The organism is Chryseobacterium sp. GW821-FHT04C04, assembly GCF_059420365.1.
On the sequence record NZ_JBWKTO010000004.1, the window covers coordinates 495,147 to 510,687 of the forward strand.

The 15,541-nt window shown below is 36.9% G+C and carries 12 protein-coding genes; 7 read left to right on the forward strand and 5 right to left on the reverse strand.

Annotation, left to right across the window (positions count from 1 at the left end; genetic code table 11):
- Positions 1-3 precede the first annotated feature (3 nt).
- The 6 genes from AC07UM_RS15675 (at position 4) to apaG (ending at position 8,749) form a co-directional block, all read left to right on the forward strand.
- Positions 4-1,410 (forward strand): glycogen synthase, encoded by a 1,407-nt coding sequence (locus AC07UM_RS15675; protein ID WP_494684038.1) that lies wholly within the window; start codon positions 4-6, stop codon positions 1,408-1,410.
- 98 nt (positions 1,411-1,508) lie between these two features.
- Positions 1,509-2,777: a glucose-1-phosphate adenylyltransferase gene (locus AC07UM_RS15680; protein WP_494684039.1), complete on the forward strand. Its 1,269-nt coding sequence runs from the start codon at positions 1,509-1,511 to the stop codon at positions 2,775-2,777.
- 229 nt (positions 2,778-3,006) lie between these two features.
- Positions 3,007-4,047: an SRPBCC family protein gene (locus tag AC07UM_RS15685; RefSeq protein ID WP_494684040.1), complete on the forward strand. Its 1,041-nt coding sequence runs from the start codon at positions 3,007-3,009 to the stop codon at positions 4,045-4,047.
- 125 nt (positions 4,048-4,172) lie between these two features.
- On the forward strand, positions 4,173-6,986 hold the full coding sequence (locus AC07UM_RS15690) for a 2-oxoglutarate dehydrogenase E1 component (protein WP_494684041.1): 2,814 nt from the start codon (positions 4,173-4,175) through the stop codon (positions 6,984-6,986).
- Between the two features lie 39 nt (positions 6,987-7,025).
- A complete protein-coding gene (gene odhB / locus AC07UM_RS15695) occupies positions 7,026-8,279 on the forward strand; it encodes a 2-oxoglutarate dehydrogenase complex dihydrolipoyllysine-residue succinyltransferase (RefSeq protein ID WP_109738590.1) in 1,254 nt (417 codons plus the stop codon).
- 80 nt (positions 8,280-8,359) lie between these two features.
- Complete coding sequence (apaG, locus tag AC07UM_RS15700; RefSeq protein WP_065398091.1) at positions 8,360-8,749, forward strand: Co2+/Mg2+ efflux facilitator ApaG/CorD; 390 nt, start codon at positions 8,360-8,362, stop codon at positions 8,747-8,749.
- Positions 8,750-8,786: 37 nt separating this feature from the next.
- Here the strand turns inward: apaG and AC07UM_RS15705 are convergent, their stop codons facing one another.
- The 3 genes from AC07UM_RS15705 to AC07UM_RS15715 form a co-directional block, all read right to left on the reverse strand.
- A complete protein-coding gene (locus AC07UM_RS15705) occupies positions 8,787-9,341 on the reverse strand; it encodes a 3'-5' exonuclease (protein ID WP_494684042.1) in 555 nt (184 codons plus the stop codon).
- A gap of 194 nt (positions 9,342-9,535) precedes the next feature.
- Positions 9,536-10,513: a glycosyltransferase family 2 protein gene (locus AC07UM_RS15710; RefSeq protein ID WP_494684043.1), complete on the reverse strand. Its 978-nt coding sequence runs from the start codon at positions 10,511-10,513 to the stop codon at positions 9,536-9,538.
- Between the two features lie 6 nt (positions 10,514-10,519).
- Positions 10,520-11,404, reverse strand: coding sequence for a lysophospholipid acyltransferase family protein (locus AC07UM_RS15715; RefSeq protein ID WP_494684044.1), 885 nt, complete (start codon positions 11,402-11,404; stop codon positions 10,520-10,522).
- Positions 11,405-11,484: 80 nt separating this feature from the next.
- Here AC07UM_RS15715 and AC07UM_RS15720 point away from each other — a divergent pair, with 80 nt between their 5' ends.
- Positions 11,485-12,057, forward strand: coding sequence for a thioredoxin family protein (locus AC07UM_RS15720; protein WP_494684045.1), 573 nt, complete (start codon positions 11,485-11,487; stop codon positions 12,055-12,057).
- A 102-nt stretch (positions 12,058-12,159) separates the two neighbouring features.
- Here AC07UM_RS15720 and AC07UM_RS15725 read toward each other — a convergent pair whose 3' ends face one another.
- Both AC07UM_RS15725 and AC07UM_RS15730 read right to left on the reverse strand, forming a co-directional pair.
- On the reverse strand, positions 12,160-13,521 hold the full coding sequence (locus AC07UM_RS15725) for an aldehyde dehydrogenase (RefSeq protein ID WP_494684046.1): 1,362 nt from the start codon (positions 13,519-13,521) through the stop codon (positions 12,160-12,162).
- Positions 13,522-13,730: 209 nt separating this feature from the next.
- Positions 13,731-15,293, reverse strand: a complete 1,563-nt coding sequence (locus AC07UM_RS15730) for an MFS transporter (RefSeq protein ID WP_494684047.1) — start codon at positions 15,291-15,293, stop codon at positions 13,731-13,733.
- Between the last annotated feature and the right edge of the window lie 248 nt (positions 15,294-15,541).

Consider the following 15,541-nt stretch of genomic DNA (forward strand, 5'->3'; position numbering starts at 1 on the left):
AGGATGGTTATTTATCATTTAAGCACAGAATGTTATCCTGTAGCCAAAGTAGGAGGTCTTGCGGATGTAGTTGGAGCGCTTCCGAAATATCAGAATAAAATAAAAGGAATAGATGCCAAGGTCGTGATGCCATGGTACAATAAACCCTTTGTTTATGAACATGAATTTGATCTGGTTTTTGATGGATTTATTCATCAGGGACCTGACATGTTGAATGTTCAGGTCATGAAAGAAAAAACAAATGTTCTGGGATTTGAATTATACATGGTGAAAATTCCCGGATTATTAGATAGAGACAATCCTTATGGATACCAGGATGAAAGTTTCCAGTTTCTGGCTTTTCAACATGGAGTATTGCATTGGTTGTGTGCCATGGAAATCCGTCCGGATGTACTGCACTGCCATGATTATCATACCGGATTGGTTCCCTTTATGGTAGAGAACTGCCCGGAATTTGAATTCCTAAAAGGAGTAAAAACAATTGGTACTATCCACAACGGTGAATATCAGGGAATGATGAGCTGGAATATGGCGAATTATATGCCTTTTTTTGACTCTTACAAAGGGGGACAAATGGACTGGAATGGGTTCATAAACCCATTGGCAAGTATGATCAAATGTGCTGATGCCTTTACTACCGTCTCCGAAGGATACCTGGAAGAACTTTTTATAAGCTTCCGCGGACTGGAAAGTCTCGTTCGTCAGGAATTCGGGAAAGCATACGGTATTATCAACGGTATTGATGCAGAAGTCTGGAATCCTGAGACCGATCCGATGCTGGATTTTAATTTTAACAGTAAAAATGCAGTCGCACGGAAGAAAAAAAATAAAGAAAAACTGTGTAAGGAATACGGTCTGAAGCCTGAGCTTCCTCTTTTTGCTTTTATTGGAAGATTTGCCACAGAAAAAGGAGCAGATCTCTTACCGGATGTAGTATGGCGAAGCATCAAGCAAAGTTATGGCGCCTTAAATATCATGATTCTCGGCTCAGGAAATACATATATAGAGAATAAGCTGAAAGAATACGACTATACTTATACCAATTTTGCCCTGGATTTGGGATATAAAGAACATCTTTCTCATAAAATATATGCTTCGGCAGATTTCCTTCTGATGCCTTCAAGGGTAGAACCTTGCGGGTTGAATCAAATGTACTCTATGAGATACGGAACGGTTCCTGTAGTAAGATATACGGGCGGCCTTAGAGATACCGTAGAAGATATTTCAACCGGTGGAGCAGGTCTGAATTTTACCTATCCGGGTGTGGATGATGTTGTACATGCGATGAACAGGGCGATGGCGATCTATAATCAAAAAGGAGTGATGGAAGATCTTATCTATGCTAACATGAATTTTGATTTTGCATGGGAGAAATCTGCGGAAAAATACATAGCTTTATATAATAGCTGATCAAGATTCAAATATGAAAATAAAGAATGCTTTAGAGTGATAGTAAACACTAAGAATAGAACAGTAAACTTAATAAAATAAAAAAACGCAAGATATTTATGAATCGAAATGTAATCTCCATTGTTTTAGGAGGAGGCAGAGGGACAAGGCTATTCCCGTTAACGTATTCCAGATCAAAACCGGCTGTACCTATCGCAGGAAAATACAGGCTGGTAGATATTCCTATTTCAAACTGTCTGAATTCGGGATTGAATAAGATTTTGGTTTTAACGCAGTTTAATTCTGCTTCCCTCAATTCACACATCAAGAATTCTTATCACTTTGATATTTTCAGTAAAGGGTTTGTTGATATTCTGGCAGCCGAACAGAATGTAGAAAATGAAAGCTGGTATCAGGGTACTGCAGATGCTGTACGCCAGTCAATGAAACACCTTGAAAAATATGATTATGACTATATCCTGATTCTTTCAGGAGATCAGTTGTATCAGATGGACTTCAGGGAAATGCTCAATTTTCATATCGAAAACGGGGGGGATCTTACCATTGCAACTATTCCGGTGAATGCAAAAGATGCTACTGGTTTTGGGATCTTAAAATCGGATGATGAAGGAAATATTACCTCTTTCTATGAAAAACCCGATTATGATATGCTGGAAGGGCTGCAATCTGAAGTTTCAGAAGAAAATAAACGGGGCGGAAAAGAATATCTGGCGTCTATGGGAATCTATATTTTTACCAAGAGTATCCTTAAAAAGATGTTTGATGAAGGAGCGGGTGATGACTTTGGAAAAGATATTATTCCAAATTCTATTGGGAAATACAAGACTTTGAGCTATCAGTATGAAGGTTACTGGACAGATATCGGAACCATAGAATCTTTTTACGAAGCCAATCTGGACCTTTGTTTGGATCTGCCGCAGTTTAATCTTTTCTCTTCTTCTCCTATCTATACCAGAGCAAGGATGCTTCCTCCATCAAAAATCAACGGATCTTACGTGAGTAAGGCGGTTTTTGGAGACGGATGTATCATCATGGCAGATAAAATTGAAAATTCGGTGATCGGAAACAGAACGAGAATTGATAAAGGAAGTACGATTGTGAATTCCTACGTCATGGGCGCTGATTTTTACCAGAATACAACAGAAATTGTGCTGAACGACAGAAGTGGCCGCCCTAATATGGGGATCGGGAAATATTGTTATATAGAAAAAGCAATCCTTGATAAAAACTGTTATATTGGTGACAATGTGAAGATTATTGGAGGAAAACATATCCCGGATGGAGATTATGGAACCTATTCGGTACAGGATGGGATTGTGGTAGTGAAAAAAGGGGCTGTAGTGGCGCCGGGAACCCATATAGGGTAAAAGAAAGGAAGATGGAGGTTATTGAAGTCGGAAAATAATTAGAGATCTTATCATATAAAATTCAGGCTTATTGAGAAGGTTGAATATTTTTAATCAAAAAAGGATTAGTATTTATTCGCCTGATAGTAATCTCCAGCTTTCCGCCATAAACTAGGTTAATTATTGTTAAACATAAAATCAGAGTGATCAGCATATTGGTCACTTTTTTTATTTGTATTACTTTTGTGCGATGCGTATTTTTAAGATATTAACTTTTATCATTGTTCTGTTGGGGGGAGCTTATGCTGCTTCCATGTACTATTTTGTGGAGGAAAGCAAAAATTTCACGATTGAAAAAGAGATCGATTATCCCGTGGATAAAGTTTTTGCTCAGTTTAATAATCTTCAGAACTTCACAAGATGGAACAATTTCTTTACCAGTTCACAATCTATAGATATCGATTATTATACGCCTTATGAGGGGCAGGGAAGTGCAATAAGCTATGTAGATCCTAAAAATGATAGCGATGGGGAAATGTTCATCAGATATGAGAATCTTAACAAGACTCTGAAATATCAGCTTTTTCAGGATGAAAATGAAAACCCAACACTGGTTGACGTTAAATTTAAGCCGGTTTCTGCAGAAAAAACAAAAATAATCTGGTACGTACATACCCCTAAACTATCTGTTTGGAGAAGGGTAGAGAACTTCTGGACCGAAGACCGCTTTGCTGAAAATATTGACAAGAGCATGGTGAATCTTAAAAACTCTTTAGGAAATAAAGTAGAAAAAGATAACCAGATGGCAGCCATCAAATATGATAGTCTGATGGTGGAAAAAGAAGAAGACAAGCAGTTATTGGGGATCAATGTGAGTACATCCAATAAAAAAGATGCTCTTTACAAAAATATTGTGATGAATTATAACAAAGTTTATAATTTCGTGACGATGGATCTTGGTAAAAAAGATGATGAATTCGGATATCCGATCCTGATTACTGATGCGGATAATTACAAAGACAAGGAGGTTTCTTATTTCCTCGGAATTCCACTTTCTAAGAAAATTGGAGTATCTGATAATAATTTCAATTTTAGGTCCGTAAATCCGTCTCAAAATTACGTTATTTACTATAAAGGGAACTATGAGGGACGAATTCGGGCAATCCAGCAGTTGATTCAGAAAGCCAAAAAAGACGAGATGCGCTTCAATGAGATTCGTCAGACCTTTATTGAACGTCCGATGGAAGGACAGGATACTAATGTTAAGCTCTCATTATCAGTATATAAGTAAATTTCCTTTAATTATTTTTTTCTTAAGTTTTTTTAACGGTTTGAGACTGTTCTAACTCGGTTTTTTTTATTAAATTTGAAGATTAATTCTACAAATAAATTTTAATAAATAGATAAACTGTAATAATGGACAGATTTTCATTCCTAAACGCAGCTCATTCTCAGTTAATTGAGGATTTATACCAACAATACTTAAAATTCCCGGACTCTCTAGAACCATCATGGAAAGCTTTCTTTCAAGGCTTCGATTTTGCTTTAGAGAACTATGGAGATGACGATAGCATTCAATTTATCCAGGCTTCGGCCAATGCTGCCCCGGCAGTACAACAGATTTCTCAGGCGGTATCAAATGGAGAAGTTCCTGAGCACATCAAAAAAGAATTTAAAGTAGTAAACCTTATTGAGGCTTACAGAACAAGAGGACACCTTTTTACAAAAACTAACCCAGTTAGAGAAAGAAGACATTACACCCCTACTTTAGACATCGAAAACTTTGGTCTTTCTAAAGAAGACTTAAATACAAAATTCAACTGTGCTGTTGAAACAGGAATGAAAGAGCCTGCTACTTTAGCAGATTTGATCAAGCATCTTGAAAGCATCTACTGTGATTCTATCGGAGTAGAATATATGCATATCAACAATGTTGAAGAAAAAGATTTTATCAAGAGATGGCTTCAGGTAAACGAAAACCACCCGAATCTTTCTGCGAATGAAAAAACAGAAATCTTATTAAAATTAAATCAGGCTGTTGCCTTTGAAAACTATCTTCATACAAAATTTGTAGGTCAGAAAAGATTCTCATTAGAAGGAGGAGAAACATTAATCCCGGCTTTAGATCAATTGATCTCAAGATCTTCTCAGTTAGGAGTAGATGAAGTGGTATTAGGAATGGCTCACAGAGGTAGACTGAATGTACTGACGAATATTTTCGGAAAATCTTACAAGCAGATTTTCTCAGAATTTGAAGGTAAAGAATTTGAAGAAGATGTATTCTCAGGTGACGTTAAATATCACTTAGGATCATCTAAAAAGATCAAAACGGCTTCAGGAGAAGAAGTTTGTATCAACCTTACTCCAAACCCATCTCACCTTGAAACGGTTGCTGCTCTGGTAGAAGGTATCTGCCGTGCAAAAGTAGATGATAAATACAAAGATTATTCTAAAGTATTGCCAATCATTATCCACGGTGATGGAGCTATTGCCGGACAAGGTATTGCTTATGAAGTGGCTCAGATGATGACATTAGAAGGATACAGAACAGGAGGTACAGTTCATATCGTTGTAAATAACCAGGTTTCATTTACAACAAACTATATGGATGCAAGATCTTCAACATATTGTACAGACATCGCAAAGGTTACAGAATCTCCTGTAATGCACGTGAATGCTGACGATGCTGAAGCGGTTGTTCATGCCATCCATTTTGCTGCTGATTTCAGAGCGAAATTCGGAAAAGATGTTTATATCGACCTTTTAGGATATAGAAAATACGGACACAACGAAGGTGATGAGCCAAGATTCACTCAGCCTAACTTATATAAAACAATTTCCAAGCACCCGAACCCAAGAGAAATTTATAAAGATAAATTACTTAAAGACAGCGTTACTTCTAATGATGTAATTGCTAAAATGGAAACGGAATTCAAAGCTCTTTTAGATAAAGACTTTGATGCTTCAAAAGAAATTGAGAAGAACATAATGGATTTGTTCATGGCTGAAGACTGGACAAATTATCCAATTGGAAAAAGAGGTGCTGTTCAGCTGCCGGTTGATACAAAATATGATATCGCCAAACTGAAAGAATTGGCGCTTAAAATGTCAACACTTCCTGTAGATAAGAAATTTATCAATAAAATTACAAGACTTTTCGAAAACCGTATCAAAGCTATTGAAGGTAATTCATTAGACTGGGCGTTAGGAGAGTGGTTAGCTTATGCAACACTCCTTGTAGAAGGTCACAACGTAAGAATCTCTGGAGAAGATGTAGAAAGAGGAACATTCTCTCACAGACATGCTGTTGTAAAAACTGAAGATACGGAAGAAGAATATATCCCGTTAAGACATGTATCTGAAAGCAGATTTGATGTATTCAACTCTCACCTTTCAGAATACGGTGTTCTAGGTTTCGACTATGGATATGCAATGGCTTCTCCTAATACATTAACAATCTGGGAAGCTCAGTTCGGAGATTTCGTGAACGGTGCTCAGATCATTGTTGATCAATATCTAGCAGCTGCAGAAGAAAAATGGAAAATCCAGAACGGATTGATCATGTTATTACCTCACGGTTCAGAAGGACAGGGTGCTGAGCACTCTTCAGCAAGATTGGAGAGATTCCTTACCCTTTGTGCTAATGAAAATATGGTGGTAGCCAATATTACTTCACCTGCCAACTACTTCCACTTATTGAGAAGACAGTTGAAATGGGGATTCAGAAAACCATTGATCGTAATGAGCCCTAAATCTTTATTGAGACACCCTAAAGTGGTTTCTCCACTTGAAGATTTTGCAACTGGTTCATTCCAGCCAATCTTAGACGATCCTACTGCAGATCCTAAAAAAGTAGAAAAAGTAGTTCTTTGTTCAGGTAAATTATACTTCGAATTATTAGCGAAGAAAGAAGAACTTAATTGTGAAAATATTGCATTAGTAAGATTCGAGCAGTTATATCCACTTCAGGCAGATGCTATTGAAGGGATCTTCAACAAATACGAAAACAGAAAACAACTTGTGTGGGCTCAGGAAGAACCTGAAAACATGGGGGCTTGGTCTTATATCCTGAGAAACTTCAGAGATACAGGTATTCAGGTAGTAGCTCCGGTACCAAGCGGTGCTCCAGCTCCAGGTAGCCACAAAATGTTTGAGAAAAATCAAAATGCCGTAATCAACAGAGTTTTCGACAGAGATGATGCTCCGGCAAAAAGACCAGTTACAGCTTAATTTAAATAATATTCCATTAAAAAATAAAAAATACTCGATATGTCAGTTTTAGAAATGAAAGTTCCTTCACCAGGCGAATCAATTACAGAAGTTGAAATTGCAACTTGGCTAGTAAAAGATGGTGATTATGTAGAAAAAGATCAACCTATCGCCGAAGTGGATTCAGATAAAGCAACTCTTGAATTGCCTGCAGAACAAAGTGGTGTGATCACTTTAAAAGCAGAAGAAGGTGAGGTAGTACAGGTAGGTCAGGTAGTTTGTTTAATTGATATGGATGCTGCAAGACCAGAAGGTGCTGCACCTGCTGCTGAAGCTCCAAAACAGGAAGAGGCTCCGAAAGCTGCTGAACCTGCTAAACAAGAAGCTCCAAAACCAGCTGCTCCGGTAGCTGCACCACAAACTTATGCAACAGGAGCTCCATCTCCGGCTGCTAAGAAAATTCTTGATGAAAAAGGAATGAATGCTGGTCAGGTTTCAGGAACAGGAAGAGACGGAAGAATTACTAAAACTGATGCTGAATTAGCAGCTGTTCCTGCATTAGGAGGAACTCCTTCTACAGCAACAGGGGCAAGAACTACCACTACGACTAAACTTTCAGTTTTAAGAAGAAAAATCGCTCAAAGACTAGTTTCTGTAAAGAACGAAACAGCGATGTTGACGACTTTCAACGAAGTGGATATGTCTGAAATCTTCAGATTAAGAAAACTATATAAAGAAGAATTTGCTCAAAAACACGGAGTGGGACTTGGTTTCATGTCTTTCTTTACAAAAGCTGTTACAAGAGCATTACAAATGTATCCGGATGTAAATGCATCTATTGACGGAGATTTCAAAATAAACTATGATTTCTGCGATATTTCAATTGCAGTTTCAGGTCCTAAAGGATTGATGGTTCCTGTATTGAGAAATGCAGAAAACATGTCTTTCAGCGGAGTTGAAGCAAACATCAAAGATCTTGCTACAAAAGTAAGAGACGGTAAAATTACTGTTGACGAAATGACGGGTGGTACATTTACTATTACCAATGGTGGTACTTTCGGATCTATGTTGTCTACACCGATCATCAACCCTCCACAATCTGCAATCTTAGGAATGCACAACATCATCCAGAGACCGGTTGCTGTTGACGGGCAGGTAGTAATCAGACCAATGATGTACGTAGCAATGTCTTATGACCACAGAATTATCGACGGAAAAGAGTCTGTAGGATTCCTTGTAGCGGTAAAAGAAGGTATCGACAATCCTGTTGAAATATTAATGGGAGGTGACGAAAGAAAAGGCCTTGGATTATAAGTTTTAATAAATTTTTAACATAAATATATAATCTCGCCTTAAAAAGGCGAGATTTTTGTATTTATTAAGAAAATGCTACAATGATGTTTTCAAAAATGACTTCCAATATCAAAGTTTCAGTAATACCTGAATATGATAGTAAAAACAGTTATCCATCCGAAAACCGTTACGTTTTTAAATACAATATCACGATAGAAAATGACGGAAGCTTTCCTATCAAAGTTTTGAAAAGAAAATGGTTAATTTTTGATGTAGGATTTGGATACACAGAGATTATAGGTGATGGCGTAATCGGCCTTACTCCTGAAATAGGAACAGGTGAAAATTTCGCTTACTTCTCCAATGTAATGCTTCGTTCCGGAGTAGGGAATATGAGCGGAAAATACCTGGTTAAAAACCTAGAAACACAGGAGACTTTTGAGATTGATATTCCAAAATTCAATCTGTTGTCTGAAGTGTTGAGTAATTAATGATTAATAAATGGCAGACTAAGAACCCGGGTTCTTATTAAAGCTTTTTGATTTTCGCTTTCATATAATCGTTTACTTCATCATTACTGGTGAGAAACAATTTCTCAAAAGCCAGTAGAGAGATCTTAGCACATACTTCAGCATCAGCTCCCGCTCTGTGGTGGGTAAAATCAATTTTGTGATATTCTGCCAATGGTTTTAAGCCGTATTTCGGAAGGTAATTCCATGATTTTTTTGCAAGCTGTATACTGCACAGATAGTTCAAATTGGGGGTAAACATCCCATAATGCTGAAGACATCCTCTTAAAACAGAAGCATCAAAACTTGCATTATGAGCAATCATAAGACTGCCATACATCATTTCCTGAGCCTCATACCATACTTCATCAAAACTCGGTGCGTCTTTTACATCTTCAGGATGAATTCCATGCACCGCAATATTGAATCTACTGAAATACGGAAAACTCGGAGGTTTGATCAGCCAGGTTTTAGTTTCTACAATGTTAGAATCCTGTACCACACAAATTCCCATCTCACAAGCTGAACTTTTCTCGTGAGTGGCCGTTTCAAAATCTATTGCACAGAAATCCATTGTATTAAAGTTATAATTTATAAATTGGTGGTTGTAGGTTCTCTAGTTTAGTTTTTAATGTTCTAAGTTCAAAGTTGATGAAAGATATATATTTTTCTCGTAATAGTTTTCAGTTCTTAGTAATACAGATATTTGTATTTCCCTAATTCCTATAACCTATTACCTGCCACCTATTACCAGCCACCTTTTATCTTCTACTTTCCTCCCAAAAAGTGTTTAAAAATCAACCATTTCGATTGATAGAACTGCTTCTTTTGATTTTTCTGACGCAGCCTCCATGTTCCCGGAAGTTGTCCGTAGAATCCGAAATGAGCCCTTACTACCGCCCATAGGTGTGGGAAACCATGTTTTAATCCAAAATAAATTCCGGCAACACTATCCAGACATAATCTGAAAAAAATCAGCCAGATCAATTGAGGAAAAGGAAGATTCTTAAGCATCATAGAAAGGTTATTTCTGATGTTGAGATAGGTCTTTTGCGCACTCTGCTTGTTGAGCGTTCCACCACCCACATGATATACGGTGGATTTTCCGGTATAATAAATCTTTTTTCCAGAATTGATGAGCCTCCAGCACAAGTCGATTTCTTCCTGATGGGCAAAAAATCTTGCATCGAAACCATTCTGCTCCCAGAAGTCTTTTGAACGGATGAATAAACAGCATCCTGATGCCCAGAAGATCTCTGTTTCATCATTATATTGCCCTTTATCTTCTTCCAGATCATCAAAAACTCTTCCTCTGCAATAAGGATATCCAAGATTATCAATCAAACCACCGGCTGCTCCGGCAAATTCGAAAGAATTTCTATTATGATAAGATAAGATTTTAGGCTGCACTGCAGAAGCTGCAGGATTTTTTTCCAATAATTCCAGTGCCGGTTCTATCCAGTTCTCTGTAACTTCTACATCAGAATTGAGAAGACAGTAGTATTCACTTTTGATGGATTGTAATCCTTCATTATAACCGCCTGCAAACCCATAGTTTTTATCATTTTTAATAATGTGTACTGTGGGAAAATTCTTTTGTAAAAAATCTATAGAGTCATCGGTAGAAAGATTGTCAATAACATAAATATCCGCATTCTGGGAAAATTGAACTACACCCGGAAGAAATTTCTCAAGCCAATTTCTGCCGTTCCAGTTTAAGATGGCAACTGCCAGTTTTTTCTGCATTTCACTCTAATTTTTTTCAGAATCAAAATTTTTGATAGAGTCCTGATATTTCCATTTTCTGTGTGACCAAAGATAATTGTCCGGATTTTTATGCAGTGTATTTTCCAATAATTTATGAAACTTTCTCACGACTTCATTTTCCGTGAATTTTTCACCATCCGGGTATATTCTGTGATAATTAACCTGATAATAACCTCGTTTCACCTTTTTCATTTCACAATAGATAATAACAAGATCCATTCTTGTAGCGAGTTTATCATATCCTATAAAAGCGGGAGTTCGTTGGTTCAAAAATTCTAATCCATAAGTAACATGAGCATGGTGAGGGGTTTGGTCAGCAACAAACATATAAGCTGATTCACCATTGTTTATAGATCGGAAAATATTCAGAATTACTTCATTGGCTTCCAATGCTTCATTTCCGAATTTGTTTCGGACCTTCTTCATCTGGTTCTCCCAAAAGTCATTATTTACCTTTCTGTATACAGGGTGACAGTGGGCCTGGGGAACAATCTTTGCCAATGCATTGATCCATTCCCAATTGAACACATGTCCTGCCAGCAGGATAATATTTTTACCCTCCTTTTTAGCTTCATGAAACAGTTCCTGATTGATATGCTGCATTCGCACTCTGGCCTCTGTCTCAGAAATACTGAAAGATTTTATAGTTTCTACCAGATAATCTGAAAAATTAAGGTAGAATTTTTTTCGTATCTCTTTGATCTCTTCTTCTGATTTCTCCGGAAATGAGTTTCTCAGGTTCTGAGTAATGACCTCTTTTCTATATCCTACGAGATAATAATTTAGGAAGAAGATGACGTCCGAAAAAATATACAATATTTTAAGCGGAAGCTTAGAGATCAGATATAATATTTTGATTAGGAAATTCATAAAACAGGCAAATTTAGTGATAATAAAATTATGGTTCTATTTTTGCAGAGGGATATATATTATTTTTTTACTTTTATGTTATGAAAAAATTGACAATATTGGCTTTCGTGGGATTAAGCACTCTGGCTTTTTCACAGGATGCAAAGAATTTACCCGATAAAGGAAAGCAAAAAACTGCGCTTATCGTACCGACTGGGCAGGCAGAATTAGAAGCTAAGAAAAAAGCGGCTGAAGAAAAAGCTAAACTTCCTAAACCATATGATCCAAAAGCAGATGCTCAGGCAGATATCAATAAATTAGTCGCTCAGGCTAAGAAGGAAGGTAAGAATGTAATGATCCAGGCTGGTGGAAACTGGTGTATCTGGTGTCTTCGTTTCAATAATTATGTACAGACAACTCCCGAACTGAAGGAAATAGTAGATAAAAATTATGTATACTATCACCTGAATTTTTCTCCCGATAATAAAAATGAAAAAGTTTTTGCCCAATATGGGAATCCGGGTGATAAATTTGGTTATCCAGTCTTTATTATTTTAGATAAAGAGGGTAAAATGATCAAAGTTCAGCAGAGTGATGTTTTGGAAGAAGGGAAAGGATATAGTAAAGATAAAGTAAAAGAATTCTTTACTACCTGGGCTCCTAAAAAAGGATAAAATACAAAAAACTGCTTCAGCAATGAGGCAGTTTTTTATTTCTTTAAATGTAAGAAATCAGCTCAATCAGATAGATCTACGGGAAAATAATATGCTCTGAATTTATAATAACTTTTTAATCCAGCTTAATTTTTTCTCAGAATAAGGCGGATATTTGATGTTGGGTTCACCCCAGGTCGCTTTTTCAAGAACCGCTTTTTGATGGGAAAAGATTTCAAAACCATATTTTCCGTGATAATTTCCTATTCCTGAACTTCCCACTCCTCCAAATGGCAGATTATCATTGCTTAAATGCATAATAGTATCATTAATACAGCCCCCTCCGAAAGACAATTTCCGGGTAAACATCTCTTTTTCCTCAGAATTATTCGTAAAAAGATAAGCGGCCAGAGGTTTTTCAAGTTCCAGAATAGAATTTAGTGCGGCATTGTAATTCTGAAAACTGATAACAGGCAGGAGCGGACCAAAAATTTCTTCCTGCATAATCTCATCCTTCCAATCTACATGATTCAGAATTGTGGGTTCTATGTAGAGCTCTTCTTCACTGAAGTTTCCACCGGAATAGAGTTTTTCTTTATCAATAAGGCGTATAAGGCGCTGAAAATTCTTTTGATTAATAATTCTTGTATATTGTTCAGAATCGGGATCATATCTGAATTCTTTGATGTATTTCCTGAGCATTTCCAGAAATTGCTCATGAATAGTTTCCTCTACCAACAGATAATCGGGAGCTACACAGGTTTGTCCGGCATTGAGAAACTTTCCCCAGACAATTCTTTTGGCAGCTATTTCGAGATTGGCATTTTTGGTAACGATAGCAGGAGACTTTCCGCCCAATTCAAGGACTACGGGAGTAAGATGCTCTGCAGCAGCTTTGTAAACGACCTTTCCAACTTTTGTACTTCCGGTAAAAAATATTTTATCAAATTTTAATTGCAGAAGAGCCGTAGTTTCATCAATACCGCCCTCATATACGTACAGATATTCAGGAGGAAAATTTTCATTGATGATGGATGCCATAGCTTTCATGGTATTCTCCGCGATTTCGCTGGGTTTAAGAATACAGCAGTTTCCAGCCGCCATGGCTGCAATAAGAGGAGAAAGTGATAACTGATAAGGATAATTCCAGGCTCCGATAACTAATGTACAGCCCAAAGGATCAGCATGAATTTTACTGCTTCCTAGTTGATTAGCAAGATTGGTACTTACTTTTTTAGGTTTTGAAAGGGTTTTTAAATGCTTGAGATAATAATTAATGTCATTCAGAATAAAGGATAATTCTGTCGTGAAAGTATCGAATTTTGATTTTCCAAAATCCTTGTTAATTGCTTCATACAGCATGTTCTCATTAGAAATAATAAGACTTTTAAGCTTTTCAAGATACATTTTCCGGAAAGTAAGACTTTTGGTTTGCTGGGTGGCAAAAAAATCTCTTTGCTTCAGTAAAATACTTTCAATTTCCATGAGTTGGCTTTTTGTGTTAAACGAAGTAATCTGTGCAATATTGCTATCGGAAAAGAGGAACAATAAACCGGCCAAAGTGGTTAGAGATGAAGGAAGAAGCAACTTCTGATCGTTTGAAGGTAGGTCGTTATTTGAATGAAAAATTATTAAACGTATGTGGTGGTCGGAGAAACTTTAATTATTGTACACGTCTTACTGCTTTCTTTCTTTTACATGATATTCCTTACGGCGATCTTTACAGGATGATAAAGCAGTAGACCAATTGCTGTAACAAGTGCCAGCCAGAACAGTCCTGTGAAAATTTCCATATTGGAAAGAAGAATAGACTGAGCCATTATTTTAGCTTTAAAAGCGCCTGCTGTCATAGATAGCGATTCATTGACCGGAAGTTTTGAAATATTGGATCCGAAAAGCTGGCTCCATTGACTGTAAAAAACGGGATTGGTATCGATGAGATTGGAACTCAGTGTATCAGAATGTTTTAATGTTAAAAACAACATCAGGTTCTGCATCAAAGCATATCCGATGGCTGTTGTCCAGAAACGGGTTGTAGTTCCTAAAGCAGTAGCATTGGCAACATATTCTTCCGGGGTAGCTGAAATTAAAAAGAAAACCAACGGAGTAAATAATAATCCCTGAGCCACACCCTGCAAAAATAAAGGCGGACAAATGGTGGAAAGGGTAGTGTCAGGGTAAAAAGTGTACGTAAACCATGCACAATCAATGGCAAGTAAAAGGAACCCTGTGAAGAAAACAATCCTTGAAGAAACCCCGCGAACCAGACAAATTCCCGATAATAATATCCCCAAAAGAGTTCCTGCAACATTCCAATACTGGATGTTCACAATATAATCCCATGGCCATTTCCATACGGTGGCCATAATGCTGTATACATTATTAAGCCCTGAACGGATCAGATAAAAAATGAAAAACAGAATCATTCCTGCAATCACATTTTTTGAACTGAAAACTTCAAAGTGAAACAGTGGTCTTTTGGAGTTTCTCTGCTTAAGCATGAATAATCCCCCAGAAAGCAGGAATACAAACAAGCACATGATAATAGTATCAGACTCAAACCACATGAGTCTTTTACCATAGATAATGGCATATCCGCCAGCCTGCAGGCATGCCCAAAGTAAAAACCAGCTGGTAATATCCAATTGGTATAAAGGCTTTTTGGGGAAAAATCTGTTTTTATTGAATAAGGCAATACCAATGATGAGTACAAATACATGAAAATAGAGCATCATCAGGATCATATGCTGGAAATCGTAATTTTCAATGCTTGATTTTAACAGTGAAGTGGTGATTGTTCCTCCGGTCAGCATGATCGTATACATAAAGAGATAGGCTACAACTTTAGCATGTCTTGTTTTTAGTTCGGCAATAATCAAGGGAAGAAAAATAGCCCCTTCCAATAATCCAAAAATACCTTCTAAGAAGCGAATCACCAGAATAACATGATAATCATGGGTAACCGATAAAACATAAAGAATGATCACTGAAACAGAGGCCATCAGCAGTACATAATATTTTACACTGAAATAAGCCATAAACCGCTGTAAAACTAAAAGGGTAACCACAAATGTCCCGTACATCAAAATCATTAAGTATTGGATGTCGTCTGAATCTACATCCATAAAAGAAGATGTGAAGGCGCTGTTGGAATGCAAAAGCGACAACAACATCAGGTGGGGAAACAATGCCAATATAAGCAAAGGCAGTTTCAGCCATTGTGGTACCCATTTATGATAAACTGTATTATGCTGCATAATTTTTGGAAAGCACTAAGCTTAGAAAGAGAAATGGCAAATTGCTATTGAGCCAGATTTAAAAAAAGCGAAAAGACAAAACGGATAAAAGTGTAAAAGGTAAAATGACAAATATGCTCAAGAAAAAATTCGCAGATTTGTTATATTGCCGTTTTGCCTTTTCGCTAAAAAAATAATTTAATTGGACAGTCCGAAATGTGTCGATTGGAAGGTAATTTTGTACTCTAAAACTCTAAAACTCTAAAACT